We start from the raw sequence: 18,996 nt of genomic DNA on the forward strand, positions 1-18,996 counted from the left end.
CCTCGGCTCCAGCCTTGTTTTTTGGATTCGAATCCCTTATGTTTGTCCGTAAAGAGGCTTGAGCTTGAACGGTGCAGGCCGAAGGAAACCGGAGCGGATGACGATGTCCATACGTGTTAAGCTGCTTCTCTCTTATGCCGCCATGCTTGTCGTTCCGCTGCTGCTGATGCTGATGACAGCCCTGCTGCTCGTATTCGTCTTCCGCGGGGAGCTCGTGCCGCTCAAGACGATATTCAAGGCGCAGCTGGAAAGCCTGGATGAGGACAATTACGACTCGCTGCTCAAGCATACGATTGCCCGAAATCGAGCGCTTCTGACCGATCAGGGCTATCTGGACGATCTCGCCGGAGGCTTGTCCAGCGAGGGCCAGGCGCTGTTTGTACGCGTTGACGGCCAGCCTTTCTATGTGTCTGCCGCAATCCGCGGCAAGGATGCGCTCCTGGGCACCCTCCCTGCCTACACGGACGGACACGAGGCACGCGGGCTTCCTGCGATAACCTACGAAGGCGAGCTGTATACGGCCCGGCAGTACAACTTCCTGACGGCGGAGGGGGATCAGGGAAGCCTCTTCCTGCTCAGGCGGACCGACCCGCTTCTATTCGCGGCCAGGAAGCTGTTTCCGCTGCTGTTCGTCTCGCTGCTGTTCATCCTGGTGGCGACACATCTCTTGCTGACGAGCCTGATGTCCCGGCGGATTATCCGGCCGCTGAGCAGGCTGGAGCGCGCAGCCGGGGAAATTACGGAAGGTAATCTGGATTTCTCGGTCGACATCGCCGGCAAGGACGAGATCGGCCGGCTCGGAATCGCCTTCGAGAACATGAGGAGCCGGCTGCAGCATTCCATCCGCGTGCAGCGGCAATATGAAGACAACCGCAAGGAGCTTATCACGAGCATATCCCATGATCTGCGGACGCCGCTGACGTCCATTCAGGGATATGTGGACGGAATTTTGGAAGGCGTCGCCAATTCTCCGGAAAAGACGGAGCGTTATTTGCAGACCATCTCATTGAAAACCGCGGAGATGAGCCATTTGATCGAGGAGCTCTTCCTGTATTCGAAGCTTGACCTCAAGGCGATTCCGTTCCACTTCGAGGAAGTTCCTCTGGCCGCATTCGCGGCCGACTGGGCCGATGAGCTGGCGATCGAGCTCGAAAAGCAGGGAGCGAGGCTGGAGGCGGAGATCGAGGCTGGACCGGAATGGCGGGTCCGAATCGACAGGGAGAAATTCAAGCGCGTACTCGGGAATATCGTTCAGAACAGCCTCAAGCATGGAGATAAGCCGGAGCTGGCGATTGCGGTTCGGGTGCATGCGGACGGGGATCGCGCCGTGCTTGAGGTCGGGGACAACGGTCCGGGAATCCCGTCCGAAGCTCTCCCTTTCATCTTCGACCGTTTCTTCCGCGCGGAGGAATCTCGAAATGCCGAGACAGGCGGCACGGGGCTTGGGCTGGCCATCGCCAAGCAGATTATGGAAGGACTCGGCGGAAGCATTGAAGCCGGCAGCGTACCTGGACAAGGAACCTGCATCAAGCTGACGCTGCCAGCAGCATATGCCAAGGAGGCGGAGAAATGAAGCGGATATTGATCGTCGAGGACGAGCCCAGCATTGCCGGGCTGCAGCGGGACTATATGGAAATCAACGGATTCCACGCCGATATCGCCGCAGACGGAGAAGCGGGCTTGGAAATGGGGCTTACGGGCCGATACGATCTGATCGTGCTGGATGTGATGCTTCCGAAGCTGAACGGCTTCGACGTGTGCCGCCAATTCCGGGAGAGCCTGGATATTCCGGTCTTGATCGTGACGGCGCGCCGCGAGGACGTCGATATGATCAGAGGCCTCGGGCTCGGTGCGGATGACTACATCGTGAAGCCCTTCAAGCCGGCTGAGCTCGTAGCGAGAGTGAAAGCCCATCTGTCCCGCTACGAGCGGCTGATCGGAAGGGGAGCCACGCGCGAGATCCAGGTCAATCAGCTGCGTATCGAACCCGATTCCAGACGGGTTTTCGTCCGGGACGAGGAGGTTGTGCTGACGACCAAAGAGTTTGATCTCTTGTATTTTCTGGCTTCCAATCCGAACCGGGTGTACAGCAAGGACCAGCTGTTCGACCGGATCTGGGGACTCGAAGCGCTGGGAGACGCCCAGACCGTGACGGTGCATATCCGCAAGATCCGCGAGAAGATCGAATACGGCAAGACGGAAGAGCCTTATATTGAGACGTTATGGGGATCCGGGTATCGGTTCCGCGAATAGAACGTCAAGAAGCGCCTTGGCCGACGCAGCGGCACAGGCGCTTCTTTTCATTTGTATTCCCGCCGGATGCGATAGCCGAAGCCTCGCACCGTCTCGATCACGGAGCTGCTTTTGCCGCCGCCGTTTCCGGTTTTTTTGCGCAGGTAGCCGACATAGACGTCGACAATTTTAGGACCGCCTTCAAAATCATACCCCCATACCGAATCGAGGATCTGGTCGCGTGACAGGGCTTGCCCTCTGTGGCTGAGCAGGCAGCTTAGCAAGTCGTACTCCTTGGTCGTAAGGCGAAGAGACTTGCCATATAAGAATGCCTCCCTATTGTCCGTATCGACCAGGAGCCCTCCTGTCCCGAGCCTCCGCCCCGCCGCTCCATGCCGGGGAGGAGCGGCGGTTCCGGTCCGAAGGCAGCGGCGGATTCTCGCCAGCAGCTCTTCCATCTCGAAGGGCCTGACGAGATAATCGTCGGCTCCCCCGTCAAGACCGGCCACCTTGTCGGAAAGAGACTTGGCGGCATTCAGCATGATGACCGGCGTATGCTCATCCAGGTTGCGGATTCGAGCGAGCACTTCCAATCCGCTGAGGCCGGGCAGCTTCGCATCCAGCAGAATAAGATCCCATTTCCCATTCATGGCTTTGTCCAAGCCGTCCCGTCCGTTGCAAGCCGCTTCGGTCCGGTAGCCGCTCCGCCCAAGTTCCTGCATGAGCCGGCGTCTCGTCCTCGGCTCGTGATCCACGACTAGAACATGCATGCCGTCCTCTCTCCTTCCCTCTATGGAACTGATTGTAGCTTCGGTTTCTTAAATAAAAGTGAAGCGGCGACATCTCTTACCGTTTTCTAATCAACGGAGGCTAGACTGATCTCGATTATGCGATAGCGAAAGGGGAAGTCGGCATGAGAACGGCAAATTCCGAGGCAGGCTTAGGGGATATCAAAGTCCCGCGAATTACGATTTATTTTTGGCTCATCAAAATCATGGCGACTACCGTCGGCGAGACGGCCGCAGATTTTCTGAACGAAGGACTTGGGCTTGGTCTGGCCAATACGACCTTGGTCACGGCAGCGATCTTGATTGGAGCGCTGGTGCTTCAATTCCGGAGCAGCCGGTACGTTCCCTGGACGTATTGGCTCACGGTCGTGCTGATCAGCGTAACCGGCACGCTGATCACGGATAATCTGACCGATAGCCTGGGCGTGCCGCTGGAGCTCTCCAGCCTTTTGTTCGCCGTGCTGCTCGCGGTCGTTTTCTTCCTCTGGCATGCCTCGGAAAAAACGCTTTCCATCCATTCGGTACGCACGCCGAGGAGAGAAGCTTTCTACTGGCTGTCCATCCTGTTCACATTCGCCTTCGGGACGGCTGCCGGCGACCTGCTGTCGGAAGGGCTCGGCCTCGGCTACCTGGAAGCTGCTGTTATCGTCGCCGCTTTGACCGCCCTCACCTATCTGGCCAGCAGGATACGCCCGTCCGCAGCCGTGCCTGCGTTCTGGGCGGCCTATATCCTGACTCGCCCGCTGGGCGCTTCCCTCGGCGACTATCTTACTCAGCCGAACGATGACGGCGGCCTGGGATGGGGGACAAGCGGCATCAGCTTCTTCTTTTTGCTGGCGATTATCGCACTGGTCGCCTATTTGACGAAGACCCGCCACGATGACTTCGGAGCCTCAGCTTCCCTGGAACAGAAATCTTGATTCGGGAACAATGCAGCCGGCTGCATTCCCGCCACGAGCGGGATCGGGACCCTTGCAGCCTCATCGCCAACCCAATCGCGCTCCCTGCCGCAAAAGGCGGCAGGGCGGTTCTTGGCCGGGGAGCAGACGAAGCCTGAAGGAAGGAGGACAGCCGATGTCCAGCCATTCATCGTTGCCCGTCAAGAATATGATTCGGAACGTCTTTCTGCTCGCGCTCCTCTGCGCGGTCATGGCTTACTTGATCCGTTCGGGGGAAACGAAAGCGCTCCTCCTCCACTTCCGCCAGTTCGGATGGATAGGAGCGCTGATCGGCCTGCTTGTGCAGACCGCCGTAAATATCGCGCCGGTGCCGGGAGAATTCACGTCGGTCCTGCTGATGGAAATGTATGGAGCCGTCCGGGGCGGCGTGCTCTCGTATGCCGGCGGCGTGCTCGGCGCGGCCGGCTCCTATTGGCTCGCCGGCATGCTGGCGGCGCCGCTGCGGCATAGCGTCGGCTCGGGCCGCCTGTATGCCAAGGCAGAGGAGCTGCTCAGCCGGGGAAACGGGATCAGCCTGCTGATCGCCCGGCTGCTGCCTTACCATCTGGTGAACTATGCCTGCGGGATGACGGGAGTCCGTTTTCGTACCTTCATTTGGACTTCACTGGTCGGGCTGATTCCGTTCCATCTCGCCATGATCTTGCTGTATGCTGGGGTTAAAAAAGGATCGCTCGCGGGGGTGGCTGCCTCCGCCGTCCTGCTGCTCCTGCTGGCAGCCGCCGGCTGGCGCTACTCCAGATATGGACGCCGGGCCGGAAAAAAGGGGGCGGCGCCAGCTCCGTAGAGAGGAACAAATTCATAGCGGGCTGCTTGTCCGCCTGTAAGGTCTGAGGTAGAATGAGACCCATCATGGCCCGGCCGGCATCACCGGATCGACGGGCTGACGGGAGGAAACGGGACTTGACTCATATCCTGAAGATGGAGAGGCTCGCGAAGAGCCTCCCCGCGAAGAAGGCTGACGGAGGCAGGCGGATGTTGTTCCAAGAAGTCAGCGGGTCGGTATCCAGCGGGGAAACCGTCGTCGTGCTGGGACGTTCGGGACAGGGGAAGAGCACGCTGCTGCGGATCCTTTCGCTGCTTGAGCAGGCGGATTCCGGCTCCGTCGCGCTCGACGGGAAGTTCTGCGCCGATATGGAGCCGCGGCTGTGGCGCAGGCAGGTCGCGTACGTGTCCCAGACCCCGGTGATGCTGCCGGGCAGCGTCGAATTTAATCTGGCTGCCCCAAGCGCGCTGCACGGGCTGCCATTTCAGCGCGAACAGGCCTATGCCTTGCTGGATGAAGCGGGGCTTGGAGAGATCGATCCCGGCAAGGATGCATCGGAGCTGTCCGGAGGAGAGAAGCAAAGGCTGTCCTTGATCCGCTCGCTTCTGCTCAAGCCGCATTTCCTGCTGCTGGATGAGATTACGGCTTCTCTCGATCATGGCAGCGCGATGTCCATCGAGAAGCTGCTGTCGAGATGGGGATCGGAGCATGGAACCGGCATGCTGTGGATTTCCCATGACCAGGAACAGGCAGCCCGGGTGAGCAGCCGAATCTGGTTCATGGCGAGGAATACGATTCTGGAGGATGCCGATACCGGCCGGTTCTTCTCCCGTCCGGGAACCCCCGAGGGGCTGGAGTATCAGGGCAAGGGGCCATCCTTGGACGAGCCTGTGGAAAGCGGGGCGGAGGAAAGCTGATGTCTTATACGGCGCTGGCCTTTACGGTTCTGTTCATCATGATCGCCATGTTCATCTCTTATTGGCAAAAGCTCGGCCTCGAGAAAGGCATCGCCGTCGGAACGATCCGCGCGGCGGTGCAGCTGCTGGCAGTCGGCTACGTGCTCCAGGCTGTATTCGAAAGCCGCAGCCATTGGCTGCTGGCCGCCATCATCGCGGTCATGATCATCGTTGCCGCCCGCAACGCCTCCGCCAAGGGCAAGGGCATTCCCGGCATCTTCTGGAGAATCGCCGCCGCGCTGCTCGCCACGGAGCTGCTGATGATGGGCATTCTGCTGCTGCTCGGCATCATCGAGCCTACTCCCCGCTATATCATTCCGCTGAGCGGGATGACGATCGGCAATGCGATGGTCGCCGGCGGGCTCTTCCTGACGCAGCTGATGCGGGAGTCGGAGTCCTCGCGCGGCGAGATCGAGACGCTGCTTGCTCTCGGCGCTTCTCCGCGCCAGGCGGCTCAAGGAACGCTGAAGCGCGCCGTCCGCTACAGCATGATTCCGACGATCGACGGCATGAAGACCGTCGGCCTCGTCCAGCTTCCCGGCATGATGACCGGCATGATCATCGCCGGCGCGGATCCGGTGGAAGCCGTCCGCTACCAGATTCTGATCGTCTTCGCTTTCACGAGCTCGGCCGCGGTCACGAGCATGCTGCTCGGCGTGCTGACCTACCGCAAGCTGTTCTCGGACGGCATCGGCATGCTGGTCCGCTACGGCGGACGAGAGGACTGACGCAACGGAAGACGATCTGTGCAAGATGACCGGATAGCAGTACAGTACATGGGACGCACCCTGGAATATATTCACCCGTACATCAGACACGCAGCGCAAGACACATGCAGGTCCGGCACACATACGACAGGGAGATGCAGATAGACGATTGGGCATGAGATGAAGACACAACATGCGAGAGACACAACAGGCTAGAAAAACAACATGCTGGAAAACACAACGTGCCAGACACACAACGTGCCAGACACACAATGTGCCAGAGACACAACTTCTTCCGTCGGCTGCTTGTCTTTCACGCCGGATTCCCTTCAAAAGGGAATCCGGCTTTTTTTGCTGGCTCGCCCGCGCTCCAGAAAAGGAATACCGATGGCTCCCTCGCCGGCTTGCCCTCTGAGGAACTTTTTTGAATGAAGCCGTTAGAGGTTACATAGGTGAATAAGAGCTTATCGAAGGGAGAGAGGGGAATGTCGAAGAAACCGTTCTTATGGGTCACGGCTTGCTGCATCGGCATCTCGCTGCTGGGAGGAGGGCGGGCGGCGGCTCGGAACGCCCAGTGGCAAGCTCAAGCGGATGAGCAGGGCTCCATGCAGGTCGTTGTCGTGGCAGCAGCTTCCTCGGGCTTCAAGGCGAAGCTGGCTTTGTGGGAAAAGCAGGGCGGACGCTGGATCCGCACGCTCGGCGAGGCGCCGGCCGTGATCGGCCGCGAAGGCATGGGCAAGCAGAAGGAGGGGGACGGCAAAACTCCCGAAGGCTTGTTCAAGCTGGGCAAAGCCTTTGGCAGTTCCGTAAAGCCGCCAGGGCTGAAGATGCCCTATACGATTACGGACAGCTCGGACTATTGGATCGACGATCCCGAATCACGGGATTACAACCGCTGGATCCGTACGGAAGGCGATCCTTCGCGTCTGTGGAATTCCTTCGAGCGGCTCAAGCAGCCGCTGTACCGCTACGCCATGGTGATCGAGTACAATACACATCCCGTCGTCGCCGGCAAAGGAAGCGCGATCTTCCTCCATCTATGGAGAAGCTCCTCGAAGCCGACGGCCGGCTGTGTCGCGATATCGGAGTCCACCATGCTGAAGCTCATGGGACGTCTTGATTCCGCGCGCGAACCGATGATTTTCATGTCGAATCGCTAAGGTCCAAGGGACTATTTCCCGGGTAATGCTTGTGTCTGGAGAAAACGCAGGCTTCCGATCCTTCCGTCTTGGTTGTCGTCTGGAAGGAGGGGGCCAAGCGTTCGATACCGAGGACCAGATCAGTCGTTCCACAGCTTCACACGCCATTCATTGCAGGTCATGAAGCTCCCTTTGGGATACTCGAATCGGCATTCGCCGACGAGATCGAAGCCGGCTTTCCGGCAAATCGCATTGGACGGCAGATTGAGCACGGAGGGGAACGCGCATGCATGGCTGAATTTTCTTTCCGAGGCTGCAAACGCGACGGCGGCTTTGAGCGCAGCCGTTCCGATCCCCTGTCCCTGAAGGGCCGGGAGAGTGAACCAGCCCATCTCATAGACGCTCTGCCCGTTCCATACATGCTCCCAGCAGCCGATGCAGCCTGCCCGGGTGCCATCCGGAAGGACGATGGTGAACATCCGGTCGGTGGCGTGATGCTGCAGAGCCAAATAGCGCTCATGCCGCGCAACAACCTTCTCCTCGGTCTCCGGTCCTCCGATATAGCGGGTCATGTCGGGGGCGTTGGCAAGCTGAAGCAGGTAGGAATCATCCTTTGCATAGGGTCGCAGAGATACGGGAGGCAATGGTTTCGACATGGGAAATCCTCCTTTGATCGTACAGGGTTGGATGGAATTGCATTTGGATTGTACTGATTCCAGCATACACCTTTTTCCTGACAGCCTGTTGTCAGCATTAGGGAAAATGCTCTCTCTGAGGTGAAGTCATTAGAGCGCTGCCCATGATGTGCGGACTTTATTAAAGTGCTGCCTCGAAGATGGGCGGAATTCCTTTGAGTGCTGCCTCGAAGATGGGCGGAATTCCTTTGAGTGCTGCCTCGAAGATGGGCGGAATTCCTTTGAGTGCTGCCTCGAAGATGGGCGGAATTCCTTTGAGTGCTGCCTCGAAGATGGGCGGAATTCATTTGAGCGCTGCCTCGACGATGCGCGAAAGTCATTTAAGCGCTGCCTCCATGATGTGTCAGAGTCCTTTCCTGAGGCATGAAAGCCGTCCGTGCCGTCCCTTCCAAGAAGACATCCTCATGTCTGATTTGGAGGGTTTTTTTGAGCGGATTCAGAGGGTACCTCTTGTACAGGGAGAATGCTACAATCTATTTTGCCTAGATATGGTAGCGCTTACAAACTGATTATCTCCTTCTTGCTGAGTCTAGGCAAAGGTTGTGTGGACGGCGCAGCGTCAAGGTTTCAGCGCGAACCGCCGCGTTGCACCGACAGATCCAATCCCTGGAGGTGATGCCTTTAACAAGCGGATTTCCGTCAGGCATTTGCGTGTCTTCATGCTTATCCGTTTTCTGGTCCATCCCAATTCGAAACGGAGGAATAAATCATGAACAAAACGAAACGGCTGCTTTCGTCTATTATCATCGCCGCCTTATGCGTCTTTGCTTTTGCTTCTGCGGTTTATGCGGCTGCCTGGACTTCATCCGATAAATTCGGCAACTGGAGCAACGGCGGCTATATCGTCTACAACAATGTATGGGGCAGCGGCGCCGGCGCCCAGACGATCTGGGCCAATTCCTACAGCAACTGGGGCGTAACCTCGAACCAGCCGTCCACCGGGGGCGTGAAGTCCTACCCCAACAGCACCAAGGATATCGGCATTGCGCTCGGCTCCCTCAAAAGCCTCACCAGCTCGTTCAACGTAACGGTTCCTGGCAGCGGCTCGAGCTATTCGTCCGATTATGACATCTGGACGGGCAACTACGCCCATGAAATCATGCTCTGGATGAACAAATCCGGCGCGGTCGGCCCGATCGCAGGCTCCTGGGACGCCAATGGCAATCCTGTCGCGGCCTATACGAACGTGAGCGTCGGCGGCCATACATGGAACGTCTACAAGGGCAGCAACGGATCCAACGACGTCTTCTCGTTCGTCCGCACCAGCAACACGAGCTCGGGAACGGTCGATGTGCTCGCCGTGCTGAACTGGATCAAGGGCAAGGGCTGGATGGGCAATGAAATCGTGAACCGCGTGCAGTTCGGCTTCGAGATCACTTCCTCTCCGAATGCAGCGTTCACCTGCAATCAGTTCTCGGTCAGCTACTCCTGAGCCCCATAGCGGGATTTGCTGCAGACGGGATGCGTCACTACCGGATAAAGGAGTCCTAGAAATCATGACGACGGAACAAGTTCAAGGCAAGACAGCGGTTCGTACAAACGGAGAGAAGCTGACGCCCGCCTCGCGGGATGCGCTCTGGTATGAAACCCCTGCGGGTCCGTGGACCGAAGCTCTCCCGATCGGCAGCGGCCGGCTCGGAGCGATGGTGTTCGGCCGGCTCGGCGAGGAGCGGATCCAGCTCAACGAGGATTCCCTCTGGTATGGCGGACCGGGAATCGGATCAAGCCCGGACGCGGCGGAGCAGCTGCCGCGCATCCGCGAGCTGCTGCTGACAGGCGAGCCGGAGCAGGCGGAGGAGCTGGCAATGACGGCCGTGATGACGCAGTCCGGCCATCTCGCTCCCTACCAGACTCTGGGCGAGCTGCTTATCCGTTTCCCCGGCGAGCCTGCGGCTGCAGAGCGCTATATTCGCGAGCTGCGCCTGGATGAGGCGGCAGCTGTAACCCGCTTCGGCTGGGGAGCCGTGGAGCGCACCCGGACCGTCTTTGCGAGCGAGCCGCATGCCGTGATCGCGGTCCGGATCGAGGGAAGCGAGCCTGGCGGCTTGTCCTTGCGAGCGGGCATGACGCGCCGTCCGTTCGAAGGCCGCATGACGCAGCTGGAGAGGGGCGTCGCCATGGAGGGACAATGCGGGCCGGACGGCGTCCGCTACGCCGCCGTGCTGCGGGCGGAAGCAGAGGGCGGCAGCTGCCGCCTGCTCGGCGATGTCATCCTCATCGACGGAGCGGATTCGGCGACGCTGTACATCGCAGCGGCCACGACCTTCCGCAGCGAGGATCCGCTGGCGGAGAGCCTGGCACGGGTGCAGGCGGCGCTGGAAGCGGGCTATGACGAGATCCGGGTGCGGCATCTGCACGCCCATCGGGCCTTGTACGACCGCGTAACGCTGGAGCTGGGAGCAGGGACGGATGCGGAACACTTATCGGGCAGGGGGCATGAGTCTGCACGCGGGCAGGAGTCCGTTCAGGGACAGGAGCCGGGCCGGATACAGGAATCCGAGCCGGGACAGGAATCCGTACCGGGACTGGAGTCCGGCCAGAATCTTGACTCTCTGCCGACCGATGTCCGGCTGCGGCTGCTGCGGGAAGGAGGAGGCGATCCCGGATTGGTCCGCCTCTTTTTCCTCTACGGCAGATACCTGCTGCTCTCGAGCTCGCGCCCGGGATCGCTGCCGGCGAACCTGCAGGGCATCTGGAACGAAAGCTTCACCCCGCCGTGGGAGAGCGACTTCCACCTCAATATCAATCTGCAGATGAATTATTGGCCGGCCGAGGTTTGCAATCTTGCGGAAACCCACGAACCCGTTTTCGATCTGCTCGACCGCCTTCGCGAAAACGGCACCGTCACGGCACGGGAAATGTACGGAGCCGAGGGGTTCGTCGCCCATCACGCGACCAATATGTGGGGAGATACCGGCATTGTCGGCGTCTGGGTGCCCGCGGTCATCTGGCCGACGGGAGGCGCCTGGCTCTCCCTGCATCTGTGGGAGCATTACCGCTATAAGCCGGATCGCCGGTTCCTGGAGGATCGGGCTTACCCCATCCTGAAGGACGCGGCGCGCTTCTTCCTTGACACGCTGTTTGAGGACGGCCGCGGCAGGCTCGTCACCGGACCTTCCGTATCGCCGGAAAATACGTACGAGCTCCCTGACGGCAACCGGGGCGCGCTGTGCATCGGTCCGTCCATGGACTCGCAGATTCTCCATGCGCTGTTCTCGGCCTGCGAGGAAGCGGCGGCGGAGCTCGGCGTGGACGCGGAGCTCGCCGATAAGCTGACGGCGGCGCGCCGCCGGCTGCCCGAGCCGGAAATCGGCAGCCGCGGACAGCTGCTGGAATGGTCGGAGGAATACGGGGAGCCGGAGCCCGGCCACCGGCATATCTCCCATCTGTTCGCGCTTCATCCCGGCGAGCAGATTACGCCGGAGCGGACGCCGCAGCTCGCCCAGGCCGCCCGGAAGACACTGGAGAGCCGGCTCGCCCATGGCGGCGGCCATACCGGCTGGAGCCGGGCGTGGATTCTCAACTTCTGGGCCCGGCTGGGCGAAGGCGGCGAGGCGCATGAGCATCTGATGGAGCTGCTGCGCCATGCGGTCCATCCCAATCTGTTCGGCGATCACCCGCCGTTCCAGATCGACGCCAACTTCGGCGGCACGGCCGGCGTCGCCGAGATGCTCCTGCAGTCCCATGGCGGCGAGCTGAAGCTGCTGCCGGCGCTGCCGCCGGAGTGGCCGGAGGGACGGGTGACGGGACTGCGCGCCAGAGGCGGAGCGGAATGCGATCTGTCGTGGGCGGAAGGGAGGCTGACCGAGGCCGAGCTGCGCTTCACGCATGGCGGAAGCTTCTTCATCCGGCATGGCGGGGAGCTGGCGGCCGTGGACGGCGACGGCCTGTCCAAGAAATTCAGTTTCGAAGACGGACGGTACCGATTCGATGCCAGGGCGGGGGACGTGCTCAGGCTTTCGGCCGTTCGGGCATGATGTGGCAACAGCAGAAATGAGCTTGGAGGGCCGGCTCCCGGCAAGCGGGCCGCCATGCGTCCCGTCCTGCTTGCGCTCGGCGTCGGCCTGTGCACGGCCGGCTACGTCACCATGGACAAATTCAACCTGCAGCATCTGTCCGCGCTGTCGCTTCTGGCGATCGGCAATCTTGGCGTCATGGCCGCCTTGACTCCCGCCGCGCTGCGCAAAGGCAAGCTGCGCGCAGAGTGGAGCGGACGCTGGAAGCAGACGCTGGCCGGCGCCGTGCTGAGCCCGGGCTCCTATCTGCTGTTCCTGCTGGCGATTCCTTACGCTCCGATCGGACTCATTTCGCCGATTCGTGAATGCGGAACGGTCTTAGCCGCCATCTTCGGCGTGCTGCTGCTCAAGGAAAGCCAAGGCTTTCGCCGGATCATCGGTCATGGCGGCGGCTATCGTGACCGTGGCTTTGTGGGGCTGAGGAGCGAACGGTTCAAAAAGGGGAGCCCCTATAGGCCGCAATGGAAAAAAGACGATTTCTCCGCAGTCCGCTGCCTGGAAGAAATCGTCTTTTTCATTTGAACCAGCCTTTCTCCTTGAACCTGGAGATGGCCTCGATCCGGTTGCTGACGCCGAGCTTGTCGAGAATGACGGAGATGTAGTTGCGCACCGTGCCGCTGGATAGGAAGAGCTCCTTGGCGATGTCCTTGGTGTTCTTGCCTACGGCGACGAGCTCCATCACCTCGCGTTCGCGCTCGGTAAGAGGATTCTCTTCCGTATTGTACACCTCGTCGACCAGCTCGGGAGCATACAGCCGCCTGCCTGCCATGACGCTGCGGATGGAGTCGGCCAGCTCGTCGCTGGAGCTGTCCTTGAGCAGATAGCCCTGGACGCCTGCCTTGAGCGCCCGCTCGAAAAATCCCGTTCGGGCGAAGGTGGTCAGGATGATCACCTTGCAGCCGTCGCCCTTCAGCAGCTCGGCCGCTTCGAGCCCGTTCATGACGGGCATCTCGATATCCATGATGCAGACGTCGGGCTTGTGCTGGCGCACCAGCTCGACCGCGATCTGGCCGTTGCCGGCCTGGCCGACGACCTGCATGTCTTCCTCGAGGTCGATCAGCGATCCCAGCGCGCTAAGCAGCAGCCGCTGATCCTCGGCGATGACGATCCGTATCATGCTTCCACCTCCTTCTCCACCCGGCTGACGTTATGCGGAACGGTCATCGTAATTTCCGTCCCCGGCACGCCGGATATTTCCAACGTTCCGTTGAGGAATTCCAGCCGTTCCTTCATTCCTTGCAGTCCATTGCCGCGCTCGAGCTTCCGCACGTTCCGGATCCCCTTGCCGTCATCCTTGACCTTGACGATGAGCAGCTCCGGGAGCTGGGTGATGGAGAGGAAGCAGGAGGCGGCGTGGCTGTGCTTGACGACATTGGTGACGGCTTCCTTGATGCACATGCTCAGCACGTTCTCCGTGAGCCTCGACGTATGAGCCAAGCGGGGATCTCCCTCCATCTCGAAGGAAATCTCCGCCGCGCCGAGAATCTGCCGCACCCGCTGGATCTCGTCCTCCAGCCGCGCGCCGCGCATATGGGAGACCATCTCCCTGACTTCCTGCAGGGCGATCCGCGCCGTCTGATGCACGTCGGCCATCTCGCCGCGCGCCCGCTCCGGGTCCTTGTCCAGCAGCTTGCCGGCGAGATCGCTTTTGAGGCGGATCAGCGACAGCTGCTGGCCAAGCGTGTCATGCAGATCGAGCGCGATGCGCTGCCTCTCCTCGTGGACGAGCAGATCCGCGATCCGGCGGTTGGCATCCTCCAGCTGCCCCTGCAGCTTGACCTGCTTGAGCGTATTGTAGCGGTTGAATGGAAGCACCGCCACGCCGATCAGGCAGACAAGGACAAAGGGCCACTGGGAGATGAAGAATTCGTTGCCGATCGCGAACCCCGCATAGACGGTACCGAGCGTGACGACCAGGTGCACGATGTACAGGCTGAGAAAACCCGCCCAGCTTCTCGTATTACCGATGAATACGGCCAGAAAGAAGCTGAAGTACGGGTAATGGAAGTAGATCGTCATCGCAGCCGACAGGGCCATCTGGATGGAGATGCCCGTATAGAGCTTCCAGCCTCTGTCGGAAGAGGTCAGCTGGAAGCACAGGAAGAACAGAGCGACGAGAAACCCGCCGAACAGCATATGACGGGTGTCGGGGAACCGGAAGATGAAATAGAACGGCAGGATGATGAATGCCAGCCATACATACAAGCTGAATCCCGAGCTGCGGGGAAAGATTCGGTACCATTTCTGCATCGATGCCGCTCCTTGCGTGAAATCCTGATGCTACCAGTGTAGCATAATGGGCTTATTTCCCGCTGGTCCCGGTTCTTGCTTTGACCGGCGCCGCAGCAGGGCGGGCGACAGGGAAGGGGCGGAGCTCCCACTGATGCTTGCCCTCGATGCCGCCATCCGGCCGCTGCGCGATCAGCCGCTTGCCGTCCCGGAAGGAGACGAAGCTTCTGTTCACGTCGTCCCAGAGGTTGAAGCGCAGCGACTTCAGGCTGGTGCGGAGCGTGATGGTCGTCGCATGCTGCAGCGACGGAGCCGCTTCATGGGCGCCTTGGAGGCGGTAGTTCGGAATGCGCGGGCTGAGATGATGGACATGGTGGAAGCCGATGTTGCCGGTCAGCCACTGCAGCCAGGCCGGGAGCTTGTAGTACGAGCTGCCGTCGACGGCAGCCTTGAGGTATTCCCACTCCGGATCATGCTCGAAGTAAGAGTCCTCGAACTGATGCTGCACATAGAACAGCCATATGCCGGCGGCGCCGGAGATCCAGAAGATCGGCAGCTGCACGAGCAGGAACGACTGCCAGCCGGCTGCCCAGGCGAGCAGCGCGTAGAGAACGACGATGCCGGCATTTGTCGCGTACGTGTTCAGCCGCTCCTTGCGGCGTGCACCCTTCTCGTTGAAGCGGTAGGCGAATAGGATCAGGACGATCGGCCCGAGTCCGAACAGCACGAGCGGATTGCGGTAGATCCGGTAGCTCAGCTTGCGCCAGCGGGATGCTTCGGCATACTCCTGCACGGTCAGGATCCACATATCGCCGATGCCGCGCTTCTCGAGATTGCCGCTGCCAGCATGATGGATATTGTGGGCATGTTTCCATTGTTCATACGGGAACATGGTCAGCACTCCGAGCAGATATCCCAGCAGATTGTTGGCGCGCTTGCTTTTGAAGAACGATCCGTGGCAGCAGTCATGGAAGATGATGAAGCTGCGGATGACGAAGCCGGCGGCGGCGGCGCTGAACAGCAGCGTCAGCGCATAGGAGACATTCAAGCTTAGATAGGCGGCGTACCAGAGCAAGGCCAGAGGAGGCAGCGTGTTGAGCAGCTGCCAGACGCTGGCGGCGGAATCCGATTTTTCGTAGGGCGCTATCATTTGGCGCAATTGTTTTAATGGAGACATCCCGAAACCTCCTGAATGTGGCTGAAGTGGAACAGTCTTGGAGATTCCATTATACCCGCTGCGGCAATGGGCTTAGCAGTCACAGGCGTAATGACAGAGGGTGACATTTGTCATGGTTCCGCCCAGATATTGCAAGCCAGGGGAGCGGGGAAGAGGGACGGATGGTTGAACGGACAAGCGGGCTTGGTGTAGCCTTGAAGAAGAAATTGCGGCGGGCTTCCGAAGCTTGCAGCGGGGAGAGATGAAGATGTCGTTATTCGATAAAATGAAGCAGGGAGCCGCGGAAGCGGCCAAGGCGGCTCAGCAGACGATGGAGATCGCCAGGCTGAAATCGCTGATCGTCCTGAAGCAGCGGGACATCGGCAAGCAGAAGAAAGCGATCGGAGACGCGGTCTACGAAGCTTGCCGCAGAGAGGATATCGCCTCCTCGCATGAGGCGGCGTTCAGCTTGTGCCAAGGCATTGTGACGATGGAGCATGACATCGCCGGGCTGCAGGAGAAGATCCGCATGCTGAAGACGGTCAAAGCCTGCCCGTCCTGCGGACGCGAGGTGGAGCTCGGGGCCGGCGTCTGTACCGGCTGCGGGCATGGCTTCCCCCAGGTGGCCGCCGGTGATTCTCTTCAGCTGGAGGGCGAGGTCCGGGTGCTGTGCGGCAGCTGCAAGACCGAGAACGCGCTCGACGCCCGCCGCTGCGCTTCCTGCGGGAAGGAGCTGGGCGCATGGACGTAGGCGAAGCTGCCGACAGGATGGATCAGGTTTCCTTGCCCGCATACGAATGTCCGTACCGGGAGTTCGGATTCCATCATGATGCAGGAGAAGCGTCCATGGACGATCCGCTCCGCAACGCAATGCCGCAGGCCGACTGGTCCGGAGTTCCGGCTGTCGGGCTCCGCGACACGGTAACGGGAGGGACTGTCCTGGAAAAGACATCGATGCAGGCTTGCTGGAACGATCAGGGGCTGCTCGTGCGCTTTGCTTGCGAGGATTCCTACATCCTTTCCGATTTTACCCGGCGGGACGAGCCTCTATACGAGCAGGACGTCGTGGAGCTGTTCATCGACGAAGAAGGCGATGGCAGAGAATACATGGAGCTGGAGGTCAGCCCGCGGGGAATCGTCTTCGACGCCTGGATCTCCAATGACGGCAGCGGCATGCCGCAAGGGATCCAAGCCGACACCGGCTGGGATGCGGTCGGCCTCGCCGTGAAGGTGGAGACGCCTGCAGAGGGGAACAGGGCGTATGAGCTGTTTTTGCCGGCTGCCGAGTTCCGCTCCCCGCTCCGCAAAGGCTTGAAGTGGAAAGTCAATGCCTACCGGATCGACCATGCGCCTGGAAAAGAGCCCGAGCTGCAGGCTTGGAGCCCGACCGGCAAGCCGTGGTTCCATGTGCCGGAACGGTTCGGACTGTTTGTCCTTGCAGAGTGACGCCCTCGCATCCAGCCGATTCATCTATGGTTGGCTTACGACCGCTTGGCCTGGTGGGCCAGGCGGTCTTTTTGCCGATCTGGCGATGCGGAGGATGCGGAGGCGATGCGAAGGCGATGCGAAGGCGATGCAAGGCGATGCGAAGGCGATGCGAAGGCGATGCGAAGGCGATGCGCAGGCGATGCGCAGGCGATGCGAAGGCGATGCGGAGGCGATGCGAAGGCGATGCGGAGGCGATGCGAAGGCGATGCGAAGGCGATGCGAAGGCGATTGAAAAAGGAAAATTCAGGGTATGCTATCAGCGTTGGATACGGCATGGGCAGCGGTTTGTTTCGACAAAAGAAAGACCTTGAACAACAATGTTTCTCTAGGCCCACAGGAGCCGGAGCGCGTATCATGGGCGTATCGCGAGGAGAGGGGCAAAACCATTCGTGTCTACCGAACAGCAGTATGCCGATATCCGCAAGGGAGAAAGGGGCGCTTGGGTCAGCATTGCCGCGTATCTCGTTCTGTCCGCCGCCAAGATCATCGCCGGATACTACTTCGCGTCGAAGGCGCTCTCCGCGGACGGCTACAACAACCTGACCGATATCGTGGCTTCCTTCGCCGTGCTGATCGGCCTGCGGATCTCGCAGAAGCCGCCGGACAAGGACCACCCCTACGGCCACTTCCGGGCGGAGACGATCGCCTCGCTGATCGCTTCCTTCATCATGGCGACGGTCGGCCTGCAGGTGCTGATCAATTCGGTCAAGTCCTTGTTCCGAAGCGCAGCAGAGCCGCCTAATGCCTTGTCGGCGGCAGTAGCCGTCGCGTCCGCCGTCATCATGTACGGCGTCTACATCTACAACCGCAGGCTGTCCCGGCAGATCAACAGCAGCGCCTTGAATGCGGCGGCGAAGGACAATCTGTCCGATGCCCTCGTCAGCATCGGCGCCGCCGTCGGCATCGGGGGTGCGGCGCTGGGCTGGGCTTGGCTCGACCCGCTGGCGGCGATCGCCGTTGGCGTCATCATCTGCAAGACGGCATGGGAGATCTTTTACAGCTCGACGCATGCCCTTACGGACGGTTTCGACGACAGCGAGCTGCTGACGCTCCGGTCCTCGATCGAGAAGGTGGACGGCGTGAAGTCGATCAAGGATCTCAAGGCTCGCGTGCATGGCAGCCACGTCCTGGTCGATGTCATCGTGCTGGTGGATTCCCGGCTTACGCTGGTGGAAAGCCATCGGATCAGCGACGAGATCGAGACCCGGATGGAGCGCAAGCACAATATCATGAGCGTTCATGTGCATGTCGAGCCTTACGAGCCGGCGTGAACGGCTTCCGCTCTCGATATGGCAAGGAAAGACCCCTGAGGAGCGAGTTCCTCGGGGGTCTATTTTTGTTTGGGGAGTGTGTGTGGCGGGCTTTCGGCCAGATGGTGCCCGTCTTCGGCGCAGCAAGCTGTTCCTGGGGTTCTCATGCCGGAAATAGGGATGGGAAGGGAGCTTATTGGCCGTGGAGAGGTGGACATGCCGGAAATAAGGCCTGAAATGGAGCTTAATGGGCGTGGAGAGGGTGGACATGTCGGAAACAAGGACCGAAATGGAGCTTAATGGGCGAGGAGAGGGTGGACATGCCGGAAACAAGGACCGAAATGGAGCTTAATGGGCGTGGAGAGGGTGGACATGCCGGAAACAAGGACCGAAATGGAGCTTAATCGCGAGAGGACGAGCATACCGAGATCTGGACCGAAATGGGTCTTATCCGCCGTGTGCGGGGACTGATCAGGCTATTTTTGGGAACAAGGTACGATGTTCCTTTTGCGGACAAGATTCTACAATAGATGGCAGAGGCAGCTAAAGTTCCTCCCTTCATGTGCCGATAGATCAGATACAGGTTTGTCTATTTTTGCTGTACTGAAGCTGGCATGC

General features: G+C 60.1%; 18 protein-coding genes. 13 read left to right on the forward strand and 5 right to left on the reverse strand.

Annotation, left to right across the window (positions count from 1 at the left end; translation table 11 throughout):
* The first annotated feature begins 103 nt into the window (after positions 1-103).
* Both AC06G8_RS05555 and AC06G8_RS05560 read left to right on the forward strand, forming a co-directional pair.
* The gene (locus AC06G8_RS05555) at positions 104-1,573 is read left to right on the forward strand and encodes a sensor histidine kinase (RefSeq protein WP_480284661.1); all 1,470 of its coding nucleotides are present in this window, start codon (positions 104-106) and stop codon (positions 1,571-1,573) included.
* Entirely contained in the window at positions 1,570-2,253 is a 684-nt protein-coding gene (locus AC06G8_RS05560; protein WP_447662707.1) for a response regulator transcription factor, read from the forward strand. The genes AC06G8_RS05555 and AC06G8_RS05560 overlap by 4 nt, the downstream gene beginning before the upstream one ends.
* A gap of 47 nt (positions 2,254-2,300) precedes the next feature.
* On the opposite strand, the gene AC06G8_RS05565 is transcribed toward AC06G8_RS05560, so the two are convergent.
* Positions 2,301-3,002: a response regulator transcription factor gene (locus AC06G8_RS05565; protein ID WP_447662708.1), complete on the reverse strand. Its 702-nt coding sequence runs from the start codon at positions 3,000-3,002 to the stop codon at positions 2,301-2,303.
* Positions 3,003-3,145: 143 nt separating this feature from the next.
* On the opposite strand from AC06G8_RS05565, the gene AC06G8_RS05570 reads away from it, so the two are divergent.
* From AC06G8_RS05570 to AC06G8_RS05590, 5 genes are all read left to right on the forward strand, one after another.
* The gene (locus AC06G8_RS05570) at positions 3,146-3,940 is read left to right on the forward strand and encodes a COG4705 family protein (RefSeq protein ID WP_447662709.1); all 795 of its coding nucleotides are present in this window, start codon (positions 3,146-3,148) and stop codon (positions 3,938-3,940) included.
* A gap of 154 nt (positions 3,941-4,094) precedes the next feature.
* Entirely contained in the window at positions 4,095-4,763 is a 669-nt protein-coding gene (locus AC06G8_RS05575) for a TVP38/TMEM64 family protein (RefSeq protein ID WP_480284662.1), read from the forward strand.
* Positions 4,764-4,879: 116 nt separating this feature from the next.
* Positions 4,880-5,659, forward strand: a complete 780-nt coding sequence (locus tag AC06G8_RS05580; RefSeq protein ID WP_480284663.1) for an ABC transporter ATP-binding protein — start codon at positions 4,880-4,882, stop codon at positions 5,657-5,659.
* On the forward strand, positions 5,659-6,426 hold the full coding sequence (locus AC06G8_RS05585) for an ABC transporter permease (RefSeq protein WP_480284664.1): 768 nt from the start codon (positions 5,659-5,661) through the stop codon (positions 6,424-6,426). The genes AC06G8_RS05580 and AC06G8_RS05585 overlap by 1 nt, the downstream gene beginning before the upstream one ends.
* Positions 6,427-6,890: 464 nt before the next feature.
* Complete coding sequence (locus tag AC06G8_RS05590) at positions 6,891-7,565, forward strand: L,D-transpeptidase family protein (RefSeq protein ID WP_480284665.1); 675 nt, start codon at positions 6,891-6,893, stop codon at positions 7,563-7,565.
* Positions 7,566-7,684: 119 nt separating this feature from the next.
* Here the strand turns inward: AC06G8_RS05590 and AC06G8_RS05595 are convergent, their stop codons facing one another.
* Entirely contained in the window at positions 7,685-8,200 is a 516-nt protein-coding gene (locus AC06G8_RS05595) for a GNAT family N-acetyltransferase (RefSeq protein WP_480284666.1), read from the reverse strand.
* A gap of 748 nt (positions 8,201-8,948) precedes the next feature.
* On the opposite strand from AC06G8_RS05595, the gene AC06G8_RS05600 reads away from it, so the two are divergent.
* The 3 genes from AC06G8_RS05600 to AC06G8_RS05610 all read left to right on the forward strand — a co-directional run bounded on the left by AC06G8_RS05600 (position 8,949) and on the right by AC06G8_RS05610 (position 12,777).
* Positions 8,949-9,671: a GH12 family glycosyl hydrolase domain-containing protein gene (locus AC06G8_RS05600; RefSeq protein WP_480284667.1), complete on the forward strand. Its 723-nt coding sequence runs from the start codon at positions 8,949-8,951 to the stop codon at positions 9,669-9,671.
* Between the two features lie 64 nt (positions 9,672-9,735).
* Positions 9,736-12,216: a glycoside hydrolase family 95 protein gene (locus AC06G8_RS05605; RefSeq protein ID WP_480284668.1), complete on the forward strand. Its 2,481-nt coding sequence runs from the start codon at positions 9,736-9,738 to the stop codon at positions 12,214-12,216.
* Positions 12,217-12,270: 54 nt separating this feature from the next.
* Positions 12,271-12,777 (forward strand): EamA family transporter, encoded by a 507-nt coding sequence (locus tag AC06G8_RS05610; RefSeq protein ID WP_447662717.1) that lies wholly within the window; start codon positions 12,271-12,273, stop codon positions 12,775-12,777.
* Here the strand turns inward: AC06G8_RS05610 and AC06G8_RS05615 are convergent.
* Genes AC06G8_RS05615 through desA form a run of 3 tightly spaced genes read right to left on the reverse strand, consistent with a single transcriptional unit; the run spans position 12,770 to position 15,661 of the window.
* Complete coding sequence (locus tag AC06G8_RS05615) at positions 12,770-13,372, reverse strand: response regulator (RefSeq protein WP_447662718.1); 603 nt, start codon at positions 13,370-13,372, stop codon at positions 12,770-12,772. The genes AC06G8_RS05610 and AC06G8_RS05615 overlap by 8 nt on opposite strands.
* Positions 13,369-14,505, reverse strand: a complete 1,137-nt coding sequence (locus AC06G8_RS05620; protein ID WP_480284669.1) for a sensor histidine kinase — start codon at positions 14,503-14,505, stop codon at positions 13,369-13,371. Before AC06G8_RS05620 ends, AC06G8_RS05615 begins: the two co-directional genes overlap by 4 nt.
* A gap of 52 nt (positions 14,506-14,557) precedes the next feature.
* The gene (gene desA, locus AC06G8_RS05625) at positions 14,558-15,661 is read right to left on the reverse strand and encodes a Delta(5) desaturase DesA (protein ID WP_480284670.1); all 1,104 of its coding nucleotides are present in this window, start codon (positions 15,659-15,661) and stop codon (positions 14,558-14,560) included.
* Between the two features lie 247 nt (positions 15,662-15,908).
* Between desA and AC06G8_RS05630 the strand changes: the two genes are divergently transcribed.
* The 3 genes from AC06G8_RS05630 (at position 15,909) to AC06G8_RS05640 (ending at position 18,399) form a co-directional block, all read left to right on the forward strand.
* On the forward strand, positions 15,909-16,391 hold the full coding sequence (locus AC06G8_RS05630) for a hypothetical protein (protein ID WP_480284671.1): 483 nt from the start codon (positions 15,909-15,911) through the stop codon (positions 16,389-16,391).
* Positions 16,382-17,086 (forward strand): carbohydrate-binding family 9-like protein, encoded by a 705-nt coding sequence (locus AC06G8_RS05635; protein ID WP_480284672.1) that lies wholly within the window; start codon positions 16,382-16,384, stop codon positions 17,084-17,086. Before AC06G8_RS05630 ends, AC06G8_RS05635 begins: the two co-directional genes overlap by 10 nt.
* Before the next feature lie 431 nt (positions 17,087-17,517).
* Entirely contained in the window at positions 17,518-18,399 is an 882-nt protein-coding gene (locus AC06G8_RS05640; RefSeq protein WP_447662723.1) for a cation diffusion facilitator family transporter, read from the forward strand.
* Positions 18,400-18,996 lie beyond the last annotated feature (597 nt).

This window comes from Paenibacillus sp. SJS-P3, assembly GCF_056711585.1.

Excerpts from the sequence above, each read along its gene's own strand:
- AC06G8_RS05555 (WP_480284661.1), top strand. The coding sequence starts at position 104 with ATGTCCATACGTGTTAAGCTGCTTCTCTCTTATGCCGCCATGCTTGTC.
- AC06G8_RS05560 (WP_447662707.1), top strand. The coding sequence starts at position 1,570 with ATGAAGCGGATATTGATCGTCGAGGACGAGCCCAGCATTGCCGGGCTG.
- AC06G8_RS05565 (WP_447662708.1), bottom strand. The coding sequence starts at position 3,002 with ATGCATGTTCTAGTCGTGGATCACGAGCCGAGGACGAGACGCCGGCTC.
- AC06G8_RS05570 (WP_447662709.1), top strand. The coding sequence starts at position 3,146 with ATGAGAACGGCAAATTCCGAGGCAGGCTTAGGGGATATCAAAGTCCCG.
- AC06G8_RS05575 (WP_480284662.1), top strand. The coding sequence starts at position 4,095 with ATGTCCAGCCATTCATCGTTGCCCGTCAAGAATATGATTCGGAACGTC.
- AC06G8_RS05585 (WP_480284664.1), top strand. The coding sequence starts at position 5,659 with ATGTCTTATACGGCGCTGGCCTTTACGGTTCTGTTCATCATGATCGCC.
- AC06G8_RS05590 (WP_480284665.1), top strand. The coding sequence starts at position 6,891 with ATGTCGAAGAAACCGTTCTTATGGGTCACGGCTTGCTGCATCGGCATC.
- AC06G8_RS05595 (WP_480284666.1), bottom strand. The coding sequence starts at position 8,200 with ATGTCGAAACCATTGCCTCCCGTATCTCTGCGACCCTATGCAAAGGAT.
- AC06G8_RS05600 (WP_480284667.1), top strand. The coding sequence starts at position 8,949 with ATGAACAAAACGAAACGGCTGCTTTCGTCTATTATCATCGCCGCCTTA.
- AC06G8_RS05605 (WP_480284668.1), top strand. The coding sequence starts at position 9,736 with ATGACGACGGAACAAGTTCAAGGCAAGACAGCGGTTCGTACAAACGGA.
- AC06G8_RS05610 (WP_447662717.1), top strand. The coding sequence starts at position 12,271 with ATGCGTCCCGTCCTGCTTGCGCTCGGCGTCGGCCTGTGCACGGCCGGC.
- AC06G8_RS05615 (WP_447662718.1), bottom strand. The coding sequence starts at position 13,372 with ATGATACGGATCGTCATCGCCGAGGATCAGCGGCTGCTGCTTAGCGCG.
- AC06G8_RS05620 (WP_480284669.1), bottom strand. The coding sequence starts at position 14,505 with ATGCAGAAATGGTACCGAATCTTTCCCCGCAGCTCGGGATTCAGCTTG.
- desA (WP_480284670.1), bottom strand. The coding sequence starts at position 15,661 with ATGTCTCCATTAAAACAATTGCGCCAAATGATAGCGCCCTACGAAAAA.
- AC06G8_RS05630 (WP_480284671.1), top strand. The coding sequence starts at position 15,909 with ATGTCGTTATTCGATAAAATGAAGCAGGGAGCCGCGGAAGCGGCCAAG.
- AC06G8_RS05635 (WP_480284672.1), top strand. The coding sequence starts at position 16,382 with ATGGACGTAGGCGAAGCTGCCGACAGGATGGATCAGGTTTCCTTGCCC.